The sequence below is a fragment of the Paenibacillus sp. PvR133 genome (assembly GCF_017833155.1).
Classification (GTDB): Bacteria; Bacillota; Bacilli; order Paenibacillales; family Paenibacillaceae; genus Paenibacillus; species Paenibacillus polymyxa_B.
Window position 1 is genome coordinate 4346728 of record NZ_JAFIBS010000001.1, and the last position, 16487, is coordinate 4363214.

15 protein-coding genes are annotated in these 16487 nt (G+C 44.4%); 11 read left to right on the forward strand and 4 right to left on the reverse strand.

From position 1 onward, the window contains the following. Positions 1 to 112 precede the first annotated feature (112 nt). Positions 113 to 1240, reverse strand: a complete 1128-nt coding sequence (locus JOE49_RS18860; protein WP_209942393.1) for an NAD(P)/FAD-dependent oxidoreductase — start codon at positions 1238 to 1240, stop codon at positions 113 to 115. A gap of 149 nt (positions 1241 to 1389) precedes the next feature. On the opposite strand from JOE49_RS18860, the gene JOE49_RS18865 reads away from it, so the two are divergent. From JOE49_RS18865 to JOE49_RS18890, 6 genes are all read left to right on the forward strand, one after another. Then, on the forward strand, positions 1390 to 2097 hold the full coding sequence (locus JOE49_RS18865) for a lantibiotic protection ABC transporter ATP-binding protein (RefSeq protein ID WP_209942395.1): 708 nt from the start codon (positions 1390 to 1392) through the stop codon (positions 2095 to 2097). 1 nt (position 2098) lies between these two features. Beyond that, positions 2099 to 2830 carry a lantibiotic immunity ABC transporter MutE/EpiE family permease subunit gene (locus JOE49_RS18870; protein WP_209942397.1) on the forward strand — a complete coding sequence of 244 codons (732 nt, stop codon included), beginning with the start codon at positions 2099 to 2101 and terminating at the stop codon, positions 2828 to 2830. 1 nt (position 2831) lies between these two features. Beyond that, positions 2832 to 3590 carry a lantibiotic immunity ABC transporter MutG family permease subunit gene (locus JOE49_RS18875; protein ID WP_209942399.1) on the forward strand — a complete coding sequence of 253 codons (759 nt, stop codon included), beginning with the start codon at positions 2832 to 2834 and terminating at the stop codon, positions 3588 to 3590. Between the two features lie 37 nt (positions 3591 to 3627). Beyond that, a complete protein-coding gene (locus JOE49_RS18880; RefSeq protein ID WP_068938789.1) occupies positions 3628 to 4287 on the forward strand; it encodes a response regulator transcription factor in 660 nt (219 codons plus the stop codon). Further along, positions 4278 to 5675, forward strand: a complete 1398-nt coding sequence (locus tag JOE49_RS18885; RefSeq protein ID WP_069080638.1) for a HAMP domain-containing sensor histidine kinase — start codon at positions 4278 to 4280, stop codon at positions 5673 to 5675. Before JOE49_RS18880 ends, JOE49_RS18885 begins: the two co-directional genes overlap by 10 nt. Positions 5676 to 6170: 495 nt before the next feature. Beyond that, positions 6171 to 7133 (forward strand): aldo/keto reductase, encoded by a 963-nt coding sequence (locus tag JOE49_RS18890; RefSeq protein ID WP_068938782.1) that lies wholly within the window; start codon positions 6171 to 6173, stop codon positions 7131 to 7133. Between the two features lie 86 nt (positions 7134 to 7219). Here the strand turns inward: JOE49_RS18890 and JOE49_RS18895 are convergent, their stop codons facing one another. Continuing rightward, complete coding sequence (locus JOE49_RS18895; RefSeq protein WP_209942408.1) at positions 7220 to 9271, reverse strand: stalk domain-containing protein; 2052 nt, start codon at positions 9269 to 9271, stop codon at positions 7220 to 7222. A gap of 508 nt (positions 9272 to 9779) precedes the next feature. Between JOE49_RS18895 and JOE49_RS18900 the strand changes: the two genes are divergently transcribed. After that, complete coding sequence (locus JOE49_RS18900) at positions 9780 to 10109, forward strand: DUF3817 domain-containing protein (RefSeq protein ID WP_071640935.1); 330 nt, start codon at positions 9780 to 9782, stop codon at positions 10107 to 10109. 207 nt (positions 10110 to 10316) lie between these two features. On the opposite strand, the gene JOE49_RS18905 is transcribed toward JOE49_RS18900, so the two are convergent. Both JOE49_RS18905 and JOE49_RS18910 read right to left on the reverse strand, forming a co-directional pair. Then, positions 10317 to 10568 carry a YolD-like family protein gene (locus JOE49_RS18905; protein ID WP_023988845.1) on the reverse strand — a complete coding sequence of 84 codons (252 nt, stop codon included), beginning with the start codon at positions 10566 to 10568 and terminating at the stop codon, positions 10317 to 10319. Positions 10569 to 10770: 202 nt separating this feature from the next. Continuing rightward, positions 10771 to 11340: a TetR/AcrR family transcriptional regulator gene (locus JOE49_RS18910; RefSeq protein ID WP_023988846.1), complete on the reverse strand. Its 570-nt coding sequence runs from the start codon at positions 11338 to 11340 to the stop codon at positions 10771 to 10773. 126 nt (positions 11341 to 11466) lie between these two features. Between JOE49_RS18910 and JOE49_RS18915 the strand changes: the two genes are divergently transcribed. The 4 genes from JOE49_RS18915 to nikC all read left to right on the forward strand — a co-directional run bounded on the left by JOE49_RS18915 (position 11467) and on the right by nikC (position 16481). Then, positions 11467 to 12939 (forward strand): DHA2 family efflux MFS transporter permease subunit, encoded by a 1473-nt coding sequence (locus JOE49_RS18915; RefSeq protein ID WP_053325537.1) that lies wholly within the window; start codon positions 11467 to 11469, stop codon positions 12937 to 12939. A gap of 209 nt (positions 12940 to 13148) precedes the next feature. Then, positions 13149 to 14684 (forward strand): nickel ABC transporter substrate-binding protein, encoded by a 1536-nt coding sequence (gene nikA, locus JOE49_RS18920; RefSeq protein ID WP_209942410.1) that lies wholly within the window; start codon positions 13149 to 13151, stop codon positions 14682 to 14684. Between the two features lies 1 nt (position 14685). After that, complete coding sequence (gene nikB, locus JOE49_RS18925) at positions 14686 to 15630, forward strand: nickel ABC transporter permease (protein WP_068938781.1); 945 nt, start codon at positions 14686 to 14688, stop codon at positions 15628 to 15630. Continuing rightward, positions 15627 to 16481, forward strand: a complete 855-nt coding sequence (nikC, locus tag JOE49_RS18930) for a nickel transporter permease (RefSeq protein ID WP_209942412.1) — start codon at positions 15627 to 15629, stop codon at positions 16479 to 16481. Before nikB ends, nikC begins: the two co-directional genes overlap by 4 nt. Positions 16482 to 16487 lie beyond the last annotated feature (6 nt).

Genomic DNA, 16487 nt, shown 5'->3' on the forward strand with positions numbered 1-16487 from the left:
ACCTGTAATTGCCCTTTTCAGCTAGCGATATAAGTTCACTTAAAGTTGAGAAAAAGAACTTATATCGCTAAAAAAGCCGCCATTGTGGCGACTTCATTTCTCCGGTCAAGAATCAACTTTCATCTATTGCTTTTCGAATATCATAATCATTGATATCGATATCTAAATTCATTCCAAGTGCCAACTTTGCCAGCTGATTTCCAATAAAGGGGCCCATGGTCAACCCGGATGCTCCAAGCCCATTTGCCGCTATAAGACCATCCCAGCCTGGAACAGCTCCGATCACTGGTAGAAAACCGGGTGTAAAAGGACGGAAACCAACTCTTACCTCCTGAAAAGTGCTGTTTGCTAAATCAGGAGCCAATTCTAAACCTTTATCCAGAATTTCCTGCATCCCACCTGCTGTTACTCTCGTATCGTAACCTTCGATTTCATTTTCGTGAGTCGCCCCTATTACGATCTTCTGTTTATCAAAAGCCAGCAGATATTGATCAGAAGGCGGTATGACTACAGGCCAAGTGCCTGTGTCTTGCCTATTAGAAACCTGCAAATGCATAATTTGTGCTTTTTGATAACTAACCTTAAAATGAATGCCCAAAGGCAACAGTAGTTGATTTGCCCATGCACCTGCACAAACAATGACCTTGTCAGACGAGAAGCTTTGTGCACCGACCACTACTCCCGTTACATGGTCGGACTCATATTGAAGCGTAGCATTTCCTTGTATAAGGACCGCCCCGTTTTTTTGTGCTGATCGGACCAACGCATCCCGCAGCGCACGCCCATCTATTCGGGCGGCACCGCTAATATGAACAGAATGATAACCTTCTACTAACAAAGGAAACCGTTCATGGGTTTCTTTTTCATTTAGCCGGATAATTTCACCGATTTCCGGTGCATCCGCTTGTCGTAAGTGTGCCCGCTCCTCCATTTTTTTGATTTTCTCCAAATCATCATGAATACTGAGAGCCCCCACTTGAGCATAGCCAGTTTCTGTTTCTCCCTCGCTTTTGAGTTCTTCAATCAACCCAGGGTAAAAACGCGCTCCCGCTTTGGCTAGTTGGTACCAAGCCTGATTGCGTCGCTGTGATAGCCAGGGACAGATAATGCCAGCAGCGGCATCAGTAGCCTGTCCTTTATCTTTACGATCTACAATAATGACATTAGAACCCATTTTTGCTAGATGGTATGCTGTCGATGCCCCCAGAATTCCTGATCCGATTACGATGACCTTCTTCATGATTACATCCCTTTCCTAAATCACTGTATCCATTATAGCGAATAGTGCATGAATGCATAAAGTTTGAAATTAATATTTTAAATCCTTATAAAGTTCTTAGAATTGATCTTTAAAGTAGTTGTCAGAACAAATGAAAAGGATGAACTGATATGGATAACATTATTTTACAGACTAAAAATCTCTGCAAAACCTTCGGACGACAACAGGCGGTGAACAACGTCACACTGTCTATTCAGGAGAATTCCGTCTATGGACTACTTGGCCCAAATGGGGCTGGAAAATCAACTACCTTAAAAATGTTAACCGGTATGCTACGCCCGACATCCGGTGAGATTTTATTTCAAGGAAAACCCTGGTCCCGAAAAGATCTTGCTCAGATCGGCGCACTGATCGAATCCCCTCCACTCTATGAGAATTTGACAGCTAGAGAGAACCTCAAAGTTCGTACAACGTTGCTGGGATTGCCTGATTCGCAGATTGATGAAGTGCTGAACATGGTTGATTTGACCCATACCGGGAAAAAGCGCTCGGGCCAGTTCTCGATGGGTATGAAACAGCGGCTGGGCATTGCCATTGCTCTCCTCAATCATCCCAAGCTATTGATCTTAGATGAGCCAACCAACGGACTAGACCCCATTGGTATTCAGGAGCAACGCGAGTTGATTCGCTCCTTCCCGAAGCAAGGAATTACCGTAATTCTTTCCAGCCATATTTTATCCGAAGTCGAACAAATCGTTGACCATGTCGGTATCATTGCCGGCGGCGTATTAGCTTATCAAGAGGCGGTCACTCCAAGACAAAGCCTGGAATCGTTGTTCATGCAGATTGCACAGGAATACCGAAAAGGGGATGAGTAGGATGCAGCAATATATAGCCGCCGAACATCTAAAATTAAAGCGTACCTTCACAAAAAAGTTAGTCTGGCTTGCCCCCATCGCTACTCTTCTTCTGTGTACCGTACTCATGGGAGGACGTATGCTCCAAAGCGCCAGCTACAATTGGTGGTATTTCATGCTGCTGCCAGGTGCCCTCACCTTAATGTGCTCAGGAGTGATCCAAAAGGATGGCAAGAAGCTGAAATACCGTGCTGTCCTCGGCATGGCTGTAGATTTGGCTCAGGTATGGTACGGTAAAATCGGGGTTTGCGTAAGACTCTTAATGGTTTCCTTTATTGTCCTATTTATAGGGATAACTCTTGGCGGATTCGTATTCTCAACTTCTGTGACACTAGCAGGAAGCGTTGCTGCAACTCTAATCCTCTTCATCACCTTTTTGTGGCAAGTTCCACTTTGCCTGTTCCTGACGGACCGAATAGGCATGTTTGCCACTCTAATTATTAATATGCTGGGCAACGTATCCTGCACCATTCTGTTCGCTACGTCCTCTGTGTGGTGGGCGGTCCCTTATGCTATTCCAGCCCGATTAATGTGCGCCGTCATTAAAGTGCTACCTAATGGGCTTGCCGTTCCTTCAGGAGATCCGCTTTTGGATAAAGGCGTGATTGTGCCCGGCCTAGTGATCACAATCTGCCTGTTTATAATTCTGTCGATACTGACGGCGATGTCCTTCCGCAAGCGGGAGGCTAAATAAGATGATTTCTTTTTTCCGCTATCTGAAATCCGATGTGCTTAAACTTAGAAGGCAGCCCTTACTGCTTGTGCAGCTGTTTGTGCCGCTTTTAGGCATAGCAATCTTTCTAGCCTATTATTCCTTTACTCCGTATTCACCGATTTCAAAGGTGGACGGCTATTTGCAGGTCTTGGCCGTGGTTCTTCCTACCATGATTGGTATTGTCTGCTCCATTGCTGTTGAGCAGGAGGCAGTCGCTGGCAATTTCCAGCAGCTATTGATCTCGCCAGTGAAGCTGCTACCTTTCCTGAGCAAGCTCAGCCTGCTCCTGATCTTGGGATTTGGCAGTGTGCTGCTTGCCTCCGGTGGCTTTGGGGCTGGCTATATATATCTTATGAGAGAGTCACCGTATGGCTTGAAGTTTTATGTGTTGGCTGCCTGCATTCTGTTTATGTCCAGTGTATTCCTCTATTTTCTGCATTTTTTCATTAGTTTGCGGTTCGGCAAGGGAGCTTCCATCGGTCTAGGCATTATGGAGAGTCTATTGTCCGCTTTGCTTCTTACAGGGCTGGGTGATCATAATTGGATATTCATCCCCTCTGCTTGGGCTGCCCGGTTCATCACGATCTGGGTGCATTACGATATAAACTCAGCAGTATCTATTCCTGAAGCTATACGGCTTAATTCGGGAGTCAGATATTGCGTAGTAGGGACCGTAGTCATCATGGTATTATTAGGATTATGGATTTGTCGTTGGGAAGGACACAATTCGTCGGAATAAAGACTAGAGTAAAGAAAGCAAGGGAAGTGAATTAAGCATGGCAAACTTGTTGGCCGTTGATGATGAACCCGCCGTTTTGGCACTCCTTCAAAATATTTTGCAGAAAGATGGCCATGTTGTCACGGTGGTCTCCGACTCCCCACAGGTTCTCACTATGCAGCTTGGAGCCTTTGACCTCATCCTGCTTGACGTGATGATGCCTACCATGGACGGGTTCACACTCTGTCGGGAAATTCGCAGCAAAATAGACTGCCCGATCCTGTTCCTCACCGCAAAATCCATGGAGAACGATGTGATGTTAGGGCTTGGGGAAGGGGCGGACGATTATATTGTCAAGCCGTTTGGTGCTGGAGAGTTGCGCGCAAGAATCAACGCCCATCTCAGACGGGAGAATCGTGAACGGCGTAATGTATTCTGCATCGGGGAAGTTCATTTCAATCTGTCCGGCAAGGAAATCACCGTTCAGAATGTTGTAGTCCCGTTTACCAAAAGCGAATATGAGATATGTAAGTTTCTAGCCCTGAACTGGGGACAGGTGTTCCCTAAAGAGCAGATTTACGAAGCTGTCTTCGGCTTGGATGGGGACAGCGATTCCGCCACCATCGTGGAGCATATTAAAAATATCCGAGCCAAGCTTGGCAAAGTAGAGGTTTCGCCAGTGGAGACGGTTTGGGGAATCGGGTACCGATGGAAGTAACCAAAGTACAGCAAGCATGCAAGACAACCAAACTACGAACCATTTTTCTGGGTTATTTAGTTATGTTCTGTATCGGGACGATTGCGCTCGCTCTGTTCTTGGTTCTCATCTTCTATGTCCTGATGTCTTGTGGGACCATTCTCCCCGCGAACTATGCTGAGAATCAGGTGCGGGCGGACAAGACAATCATTGAAGCTGGCAAGACCCTACAGCCGGATTCTCGGCAGAAACTGTATAAATACGCATCATTCACTTCGGAAGGCCGCCTCAATGAGGGAAACCTTTCTGAAAAGCAGGCTCAAACTGCTTGGAGTGTTACGCAGCAGAACGATACTGCTTATCAATTTCCCTATAACTATGTAAAAGTCTCACATCATGATAAAGTTACTGTGATGCGCTATTCTGTCTCGGCTCAGTTTGAACTTCCTATCCTGCGTCAATACCTGCCGAACGCGGAATTGTCCTTTTTTGCCGTGTTCTGTATCGCCTTTCTGGGGGGAGGTGCCTTGCTGGCTTCCTCCTTCGGACGAAAGCTGGCACGTAAGATGAGTGGGTTGCAGCAGGCCACCAAACAAATTCAAGCACAGGATCTGGACTTCTCAATCGAATTCAGTGGCGTGATGGAGATCGATCAGGTGCTGCATTCCATGGATAAAATGAAAGAAACTTTAAAGACTTCGCTTCACAAACAGTGGAATCTGGAAAGATCACGTCGCGAGCAAATATCCGCCCTGGCACACGATGTCAAAACACCACTCACTATCGTTCGTGGAAACGTAGAGCTGCTGTCCGAGACCGATCAGTCCGAAGAGCAAAAGAACTATACGGATTATATATCGGAAAGCACCAGGCAGATGGAGCAGTATATTAAGACTCTTATTGAAATTTCAAAAGCGGAAACGCTTGTCACCCTGCGGGCGGAAACGATGGATTCTGACTTCTATTTAACGAAAGTGAAAGATCAAATAATAGCCTTGGCTGCTGTCAAAAAAATATCTGTAGCATTCGCTGCATATAACCTCCCTAAGACGCTGTATGCAGACCCAGTTCTACTTGAGCGCGCCATTATGAATGTTGCTTCTAATGCGGTAGATCAGGCACCTGAGTATAGCGAGATCCAGGTGATCGTAGAGTCTGTGGAAGACGGCATTCAGTTCAGCATCTTAGACGAAGGCTCGGGCTTCTCTACAGAAGGTCTCAAACAGGCCGCCGAGCAGTTTTATATGGGTGACTCGTCCAGAAGATTAAGCGGGCATTACGGGATGGGCCTGTATATAACAAAATCCATTGTCAACCTACATGGCGGAAAGCTGATTATTGCCAACTCCACCCAGACAGGCGGCGGACAGGTAAGTATTAAAATTCCACTCAGGTCATTACCGATATGATCGTCAAATTTTAAAAAAAAGATCATCTACTATCTAGGTTAGTTCGATTTCATCAGGCATACGCCTCTTCCTTGTTCTATGCTTAAACGATATAAAACGCTACTGACATTTATATATCAGTAGCGTTTTATCATTTTGCATCGGAATGAAGACACTCCTGACACAACCAATGTCGCTGAAGGAGTTAAAACCTATTATCCAGCTTCAATTAGATGAGAGCAACATATTAAATATTGAATGGTACGATAGGCTTTACGATTACCAAAAAAAGATAGATCAGCAACTAAAAGAAATTCAGGAAATTAAGTATATGATTGAATTGAAATTGCAAACGGGGCAAAAATTTGGCCATAACTTTTTGCCACTTGAGACCCAAACTTAATCTGTTTTCGATTCCTGATCACTCTACTTGACCTAGTGTTTACACCAGGTTGTAAGATGTGCATTAGAGTCCTTCCTAGGATTCCACATCATACAAAAGAGGAGCTTATAAACATGAACAATACAATAGCAATAGGAAAAACAGGATTAAAAGCATTTAAACTTGGTTTTGGGGCAGGTGTGGTAGGTAATTCAATGATGTATTCAAAAGTCGATGATACTCTAAGCCGACAATTAATTAGGACTGCCCTTGAAAAAGGGATCAATTTCATTGATACCGCATTTCTGTATGGAATGGGCCACTCTGAGGAGTTAATCGGTGAAGCCATCCGGGATTATGGTGGCCGTGAACATCTTGTAATCTCTACTAAAGCTTCTTCTAATCCCCAATTTAATCAAGGTCATCTGGAAGTCGACAACAGTGCAGCTGCATTACGTAAGGCTGTGGATGACAGCCTAATGAGATTACAGACAGACTATGTTGACATTTTCTTTCTTCATTTTCCCGATAGCCGTACCCCGCTGGCTGAAGCTGCTGACACACTTGCAGAGCTGAAGAAGTCAGGGAAAATCAAAGCCATTGGCGCTTCAAATTTAAGCTTTGAGCAGCTTCAGGCTTTTAATGCTAATAAGCACTTGGATGTTCTTCAAGCTGAATACTCACTACTGGTTCGTCATGCAGAAGCCGACGTTATTCCTTATTGTCTAGAGCACGAAATTTCACTGATTCCTTTTTTCCCGCTCGCATCAGGTCTGTTGGCCGGTAAATATAAGAAGGATGATGTTTTTAATGACACTTCACGAATGAATAATCCTTTATTTCAAAAAGAAGCATTTCTCGCAAATTTGGAACGCGTGGATCGCTTCAAAGCATTCGCGAAAGACAAGGGTGCAGATCCTGCACAGATTGCGCTAGCTTGGCTATTAACGCGTCCAGCCGTTGATCTAATTATTCCAGGTGCAACCAAGCCTGATCAAATCGAGTCCAATCTTCAAACTCTGGGTGTTCGACTAACAAGTGACGAGCTTAAGCAACTCGATATTCTTTTCAATCAAGATAACTTGTTTACAGAGTAACAGATTGTCATTGTTTTACATACACTTCCTAATACACAAAAAGGGTTCTAAAGTGAAAACTCTAGAACCTTTTTTTGCAGAAGCATTTATTTTGTAATCGTAATTTGTTTGGATGCAGTATTATAGTTCACCTGATACCCCGAAAGCTCGCTAATCACTCGTAATGGAACCAGTGTGTAGCCGTTAACAATAACCGGAGCTGTGATGTTCGTCGAATAACTCCGTGAGTTGTTTAACTCATACACGGCAAGGGTCGAATTCTTGACTTGAAGCACTACTTGTTTGCCGTCTGTAGGTCGAGTCAGAATGATCTTTTTGGTCGACTTTTCATAATTTACCTCGTAACCTATCCGTTCACTGATAAAGCGCAGCGGGACCATCGTCGCCCCATTTATGATTCGCGGAGCCTGAGCCATCGTCGTAGCACGACCATCGACATAAGCTGATTTAGCTCCTGGTGTCAGGGTGAACGAAGTTGAATATGAGGAAACCGCATTGTTAGGGTATGAGGACGTTGTACCAGAAGTTGTTGTTGTAGAACTCGTCCCGGATGATGAACTACTGGTACCAATCGCTCTATTGCGAATAGCTTCTAACCGATCCAGCAAATCGCTTTTACGGGTTCCGCTCGGCAGATCACTGATTGCATCTCTGGCAGAACGCCAGTCCGAGGCATTCAGACTGTTTTCTGCAATTCGCATCAAATCTCTCGCTTTCTCATAATTCGATGAACTAGATGACGAAGAAGAATAGTAACCATCCGAATCCGTGCGTTCTGATATCTTTACACCGCTAGATTCTCTTCCATTACTATTGACAGTCACGACCTTAATCTCATACCAGCGTCCTTCTCGCAAATCCGTGATTTTATAGGACTCAGAGCTTGTAGTTCCCTCATAATCTCCATCAACATATATCTTCACCTTGTCGGCTTTACTCGGCATATCGTAGGTGATTTTGATCCAGGTATCACTTTTGCTATCTACTTCAAGATTGGACACTTCTGACGAATTGGAGGACGTACTGTCCGTTGTGGCAGTCAGTCTCACACCGGAGGACAATGCACCTGTGCTTCGCTTGGACCTAATCGTGAACGAATAGGCCTGCCCTGAAGAAAGATTGTTGAATGTATAGGATGTTCCTGATGAATCGGTTACCAGTTGCCCGTCCTTATACAGACTGACTGTACTAATTCCGCTGGGTCTCGTCCAGGAAACAGTGACGCTATAGTTATTAACTGATGTCACTGAAGCTCCTGTCACTTCGGGCACGGTATCAACGCTGAGCGCTGAGGTCGTAACCGGAATACTGATTCCTCCAGAGATGTTGCCGGATTTGTCAATAGTCTTGACCAGAACTGTATAATTTGTGGAGGCAATCAATCCACTGAACGTATAGGACGTCCCTGTAGTTCGCTGCACTTCCTTACCATTTAAATAGATGATCGCTTGGCTCAGGTCAGCATCCTTAGGCAATATGTAATTTACGGTAAAAGCATTATATCCGACATTCGTCGCTGTCAGCCCGCTTACCTCTCCTGGAGGTGTCTTATCTACAGGGACATCAATGGAAGCCGTTTTGGCCTGTACTGTCGTACCTTGTGATTCATCTCCGCTCTTATTCACCGTCTTCACTCGAAAGGTATAGGTCGTATTCGGCTGTAAACCGCTCAACATATAAGAGTTACTTCTAATATTATCTACATACACATCGTTAGTGACACCAACCACTTTTACATGGTCGAAATTAAGGTCCGACGGATTGGTCCAGGACAAATTTACTTTTGTTGTTTCTGTAGGAACCGCTGTCAGATTGCTTACCTCTGCCGGCGCGATATTCGCAGTAACCATTTGGCTCGACATTACTTTTAGCATTTGGTTGAGATAGGTGTTCTGACCATAACCTTTTGTTAACGTAGTCACTTTCGTGCCTGAAGTAACCGGCACATGACGACCTTGAGCGGTTGCTAATTTGGTATGTAACTGTGCTGTATTCAGTCCTGTCAGATTTGAGTTATGCCTCTCAGTCGGCAACGCGCTAGCCACTGCATCGGGGGCCAAAATGCCATATCCCGTATTTAAAATCAGTGTAGCCGTTGCGAACGGAGCCATCCATTGACGCAAACGTTTTTTATTCATGATCTATGCTCTCCTTGATACCAGTATGTGAATTTTATTTGTCAAAACTAATAAGTTAAGCTTATAAACCCTTCTGCTGCCATCCAGCTTTTAAAATTCACACTATAATGTACACACGTTCATTTAACTGTTATCGGAATTTGCATACAAAATGTTTAGGCTTCACACTAGCATTTTTACTGATAGGGTCGCGCAAACAACTTGTGCTAAGCCTTCGAACTTGATCAGCTTAGTGTTTTTTCTTACTTCAAGCCGTCTTTTTAAGCCCTATTGTTTGTTTCAACAATTTAAACGAAATTACGATTATCGTTTCCGGGCACGCTAAGCTGTGGTACGTTGGAATCAGCGAAATGAAGCATTTGATGGGAGATACTTCAGTCATGTGAAAGCTCTGACATAACCTTGGGATTCAGCTGTAAATATTCGATATATCGTAACTTTCTACCGTTTAATAACATTGCATTATAGGATATATTAAATTTTAAGCAATAGGAAAAGGAGGTGTATTATGTTCAAAAATACCTTTAAGATGTTTGGTGTCATTGGTAATATTGAAGCGATTTCATATCTACTGCTTGTGTGTATCGCTATGCCGCTTAAATACGCAGCTGGAATGCCGCAAATGGTAAGCTGGGTGGGTATGATCCATGGGGTACTGTTCGTGGCTTATGTCATAGCTACTGTGGTCATGCTGATTCTGCGGAAAATAACGCTACTGCAAAGTCTTGCAGCCTTGATTGCATCGCTGTTGCCGTTTGGCCCCTTCATTTTTGATCGTAAGGTGCTTAAGAAAGCCGAAGCACGTGCCAGTCATACCAGCCCGATAAAAGCTACATAAGCATGTACAAGGGAAAGTGCCAACACAATAACGCGGCTTTCTCTTCCCACTCATGCAGCAGTATACAAAAACAACCGATGGCTCTAAACCACTCGGTTGTTTTTGTATACGCGAATTGTAAATTGTTACTTTCCCACAGCAGTAAGGGAGACCCTAACTTTGTCATTCTTTTCGTCCCTTTCTGCTATATTTATGTAATCACAACAACTAATCTCTCGGGTAATTTACACTCATAATATCCATAAAAGGAACTTTTTCTGTTTCTCCATTACTCTCCACATGAACCTTTCCCGTTCTCGGGTCCATTTTAACGATCTGTCCGCGGGTTGTTTCTTGGCGTCCCCATACGGTCAATACGATTTCGGATTGCTCACGTTGTGCTTCTACAAGCTGATTCCCGATTTCCTCCAGTACAAATTCATCCCGAGTAGGCCGTTTGGCTACCTTCGCTTTTGCCATTTGCTATCACCCTTCCTTTCGTGCAAAATCAAAATCAAATTCATTCCATTTTACCATACTTTTCATCATTTGGTGCTGGTAATGTGAGTAAAATTACGTCTCAGAACCACTAAAAAGCCAAGTTCTCAAAAACGAGAACATCGGCTTTTTAAAGTTGCTTGTTGGAGCTCATTAGGAGCTATTGAAAATCGAAGAGACAGGATTATTTGACCAACTGTGGAATGTAATCCACGATATTATAAATAGGAGCACTGCTCTGTTGCGTAACAGCCAAAATTAATGCACCTTCGAGCATCGAAATGATAAGTACCGCCAGACTGTGTGCCTTTTCCTCTGTCCAGCCCGATTTCTGAAGACGCTCCATATAAATGCGTTGCCAATCTGCAAATGTATTCACACAAGCATGACGTAGCGATTCGCTAATACAGGAAGTTTCCGCAGCAGCCCAGAAGCCAATCGGCATGAAGTCGTTAAAGCCGGTACGGTCTGCCTCCTCAGCTGTATTGCGAATAAAATTCTGAATGGCTAGTACAGGATTATCGTTTTCGTCCAGTGTCTGTTTTAATTTTTGCTTAATAAATTCATTCCCTCTTCTTATGCACTCCAAAGCTAATTCTTCTTTACCACGCGGAAAATAATAATAAAGTGAGCCCTTCGGTGATCCACTCTCCGCAAGAATCTGATTCAGTCCAGTTGCGTGATACCCCTGATGAAAAAAGAGCTTCGATGCGGTTTGTACGATATTCTCGTATGATTCAGGTTTAGCAGCCATATACAGCATCCTTCATTATATATTATTTATAATTTACTTTGACAAAAAAATAACAACATGTTTATTATATATAGACCGATCGTTATAATTCAATACCCATTAATTTATTGGAGGAACAAAAACAACATGAGTACAAAGAGTCAAACGAGTTCACCCTCTGAACCCAAAACGTTCAAGGTGCTACCTATTATGATTGCCCTGCTCCTTAGTGGCTTTATTGGAATGTTCAGTGAAACGGCACTTAACATTGCTCTGAATGATTTGATGCAGATTTTGCATATTACAACTGCAACAGCCCAATGGCTGACGACCGCTTACCTGCTGACACTCGGTATTTTAGTACCTGTATCGGGATTGCTGATTCAAACCTTTACGACAAGACAGCTGTTTGTTACATCGTTGCTGTTCTCAATAGCTGGTTGCCTCGTTGCTGCACTTTCACCTACTTTTTCAGTGCTATTGATCGCTCGTATTCTTCAGGCCATTGGTACAGCGCTGTTATTGCCGTTGATGTTTAACACCATCTTGATCATTTTCCCGGCTGAAAAGAGAGGCGCGGCTATGGGGATCATCGGATTGGTAATTATGTTTGCACCTGCGGTGGGACCTACCATTGCAGGACTGGTACTGCAAAATCTGTCTTGGCACTGGATCTTCTGGATTTCTCTTCCTTTTTTGGTTCTCTCGCTGATTTGCGGTATTTTATTTATGCAAAACGTTTCAAAAACGACCAAGCCCAAAATTGATCTTTTATCTATCCTCCTGTCTTCCATTGGCTTCGGCGGTGTCGTGTTTGGTTTCAGTAAATCTGGAGAAGGTGGCGAAGGTTGGGCTAGCCCGATGGTTCTGCTTCCTGTGATCGTCGGTCTGGTATCGTTGATACTGTTCTCTGTACGTCAATTGAAAATGAAGCAGCCAATGTTGAATTTGCGTGTGTTTAAATATCCAATGTTCGTTATCGGCGTTATTATGGTGTTCCTATGTATGATGACGATCCTTTCTACGATGCTGATTCTTCCACTCTTTTTGCAAAAAGGGCTGGCTCTGTCTGCTCTAGCAGCAGGTTTGGTACTTCTGCCTGGTGGGATTATCAACGGTCTCTTGTCTCCCATTATGGGCTCCCTATTCGATAAATTTGGTCCCAAATGGCTTGTTATTCCAGGCCTTGTGATTGTGGCCGCTGTTTTGTTTTTCCTGTCCGGCATTACAACAACTTCAACTCTCGTACTCATTATTGTGCTTCATAGTTGCTTGATGATCGGCATTTCCATGATTATGATGCCAGCTCAGACAAACGGCCTAAACCAGCTCCCTATGGATCTATACCCAGACGGAACGGCCATTATGAGCACGCTCCAACAAGTTGCTGGTGCTATCGGTACAGCCGTAGCGGTAAGCATTCTCTCGAAAGGCATGGACAGCTATTTGAGCCAATCCAGTATGCCTGAATCCGTAAATGAAATGGCAAATGCCATGGCAATCGGATCACAAAATTCATTTTTCTTTGCGATGATCATCAGTGTGGTCGGTTTGATCCTTGCGTTTTTCATCCGCAGAGTTCATGTTGAACATGGCACTGCCAAAGCACCCATGCATTAATTCATAAATTTTTTTCCATCCCAAATTAAAAATTTCTAAATATACTTAAAGGCTGCTAACCATCTCACTATTGGTTATGCAGCCTTTTTTCATATGAATTTACATACACACTCATCAATTACATATTTACAAAGCTCCTTCATTTGGTTACGATATGATTTATGCATTAAAGCGTAAAAATTACGATTACTATTAAGGAGGACTCCCTGTTGTTTAAGCGTTCGTATTTTAAACTATTTATACCTGCGGTAATTGCGGTGATGATGGCAGCCTGCGCTTCATCTCCGTCAGCTTCACCCTCTCCATCTGCTGCACCACAAGATAAAAGTGTCACCTTATTATTCAATGTGCAAAGCCCTTCTATAGATCCTCATGCAGATGTAAATTACACAGCTGTTCGTGCTGGAATAAGTGAAACACTGATCAAAGTGAACAAGGATCTTAAGCTGGAAGCTTGGCTTGCAGAGAAATGGGACAGCAAGGACGGACAGCACTGGACCTTCAACATCCGACCAGGTGTGAACTTCCACAGCGGTAAAGTCGTCAATGCCCCTGCTGTCAAAGCCTCCTTGGAAAGAGCGCTAAAGCTCAATCCATCGGTCAAAAATGCGCTACATATCCGTGATATTCATGCGGATGGACAGATTTTGACCATTACGACAGACAAGCCTTTCCCGGAATTTGTGTCCGAGCTGGTTCATCCGAATACCGCTATTATAGACACCACAGTTACAGATGACTTCCCATCAGGAACGGGACCGTTCAAGGTTGCCAGTTTCCGTGCTGGAAGTGAACTGAATTTAGAGCGCAATGAACAATATTGGAACGGTGAAGTAAAGTTGAAACATGCTAAATTCATGTTTAACGAAGACGCCAATGCACGTCAGCTTGCTTTTCAAGCCAAAACTGCTGATATTGTGTATCGCCCGCCAATTGAAAGCCTGGAGCTATTGAAAGCTGATTCTACCGTTAAGGTTGACTCACTTCCTAGTTTGCGAACGCATCAGCTTATTTACAATATGAACAATAACGATCTGAAAAAGACGGCTGTTCGTAAAGCATTTGATAACCTGATCAACCGGGATGAGATCGCCAGTGGTATCATGTCTGGTCAGGGAACCCCTGCTCAAGGCCCGTTCTTGTCCGACTTTCCTTTTTCACCGGAATATATTACGAAACAGTTTGATTTGAATGCTGCCCGAGAAGGCTTCAAGCAAGCTGGATATACAGTACAGAACGGTAAAGTTGCGAACCCCGACGGCAAGCCGCTTCATCTTACATTGCTAACTTACCAGTCGAGAGCGGAGCTTCCACTCATCTCTCAGCTTATTCAGGCTAACGCTAAAGAACTTGGCATTACGATTGATATCCGTCAGGTTGATAATATTGACGAATATCTTGCCGCTCATCAGGATTGGGATTTAGCGACTTATAGTAGCATTACAGCCCCGCGCGGCGATGCAAGCTATTTTCTGAATGCGGCTTACATGCCTGAAGGAGCACTGAATTATGGGCGTGTGCATGTACCGGAACTCACGGGTATGATTTCACAACTGAACACCACCGTGAATGAGGAAGAACGCAACAAGCTGGCTCTGAAGGCTGTCACGCTGATTGACCAAGAAAATCTGCAATCCTTTCTGGTCCATCCAAACAACGTAGTGGCCTATCGCGATTACGTACATAACTGGGTAACTAGCCAAAGTGAATACTACTTGCTGACCCAGAACCTGGATGTGAACTAGCATGTTTAAATCCATCGCCAAAAAGTTTCTTGAACTGGTCTTGTTCTTTCTTATTCTTTCCTTTGTGAGCTTCTGTCTGCTTAAGCTTGTTCCGGGCGATCCCGTCCGGAGCATTCTCCGAGTCGACGATGTAGCTGTGTCCAATCAGCAAATTATGGATATGCGCAGCCAACTGGGGCTGGATCAACCATTACCTGTGCAATATGGTAAGTGGTTGGTTCAGTTGCTTCAGTTTGATTTTGGACAATCTTATTTAACCCATCGTCCAGTATTCACAGAGTTTATGGAAAAACTGCCTTATACACTGCTGCTTACCGGAGGGTCTCTGTTCATTATGCTGCTGATAGCTCTCCCGTTGGGAACGATGGCGGCGCTCTACCGTACCCGCTGGATTGACAGAGCCAGTCGTGTGTTTGCCTTAATCGGCTCCTCAATTCCTAGCTTTTGGCTAGGGCTTTTGTTTATCGAATGGTTTGCAGTTAAATTACGTATTTTGCCGTCTATGGGTGAAGGAACCGCTTTTCATTTGGTACTCCCTTCTCTTACCTTGGGATTGGCAATGGCGGCCGTTTATGTACGAATGATCCGCGCAAGTCTGATTGAAAGCTCGGGGCAAGACTTTATCAAAGCGGCGCAAGCGCGTGGAATCAGCCCCATCCGCATTTTTTTCAGACATATGCTCCGTCACAGTCTTGTTCCACTCATTACGGTATTCAGTGAGAGTATAGGCAGCCTACTGGGAGGCACAGTCGTGATTGAAGTGCTATTCGCCTATCCAGGGCTGGGCAAATGGATTGTGGATGCCATCGCTGCAAGGGATTACCCCATTATTCAGGGCTATACCGTATTTATGGCTGCATTCATTGTATGTATCAATATTTTGGTAGAGCTGTCCTACCGTTGGGTCAATCCTGAAATCGCTTTGAAGGAGAAACGTTTATCATGATAAAATCCGTACATGCGGAAAACAGGCAGCTCACTAGAACGCGCTTGTCCAATACATGGATCGTGTCGCTCTCCGTTCTGCTCATTCTTGCAGCAATTACAGTCGTTCCGTTTCTTGCTCCGCAAGATCCGTATCGTATCCAGATGGGGAATCGACTACAATCAATCAGCGCTACACACTGGCTGGGAACTGATCATTTGGGCAGAGATGTACTATCGAGAGTGATAGCTGGACTTCGGACGACTGTCGGAACCAGTTTATTGATTTTGGCCGTTTCGCTGGTTGTCGGGGTCCCTCTTGGTCTGCTTTCAGGGTTTATTGGAGGCTGGATGGATCGTGTATTCAAACGGGTGGTCGATGCCTTCATGACATTACCTGATTATATTTTTGCCATTGTACTGAGCGGTTTGCTCGGACCAGGCTTAGTAAATCTTATTTTCGCGGTGACTGCGGTAAAATGGGTTGGTTATGCGCGCCTGGTGCGTAGTACCGTTCTGGCTGAAAAGCAAAAGGATTACATTTCGTTATCCATACTGGCGGGTACCTCCTCCCTGCGGATTGTCATGCGGCATATTCTTCCCCATGCAATTGGGAATGTTCTTGTGCTAGCTACGCTGGATATCGGCAAAATCATTTTAATGATTGCCTCCCTATCTTTTTTGGGCTTAGGTCCACAGCCACCAATTCCTGAATGGGGTACGATGCTGAATGAAGGACGAGCGTATTTTCAAATGGCTCCCCACCTGATGCTTGTTCCAGGGATAGCTGTCGTGCTAACAGTGCTACTGGCGAACGTATTTGGAGACAAGCTGCGCGACCGTTATGATGTTAAAACCCGGACAGAGGAGTGAACTGGC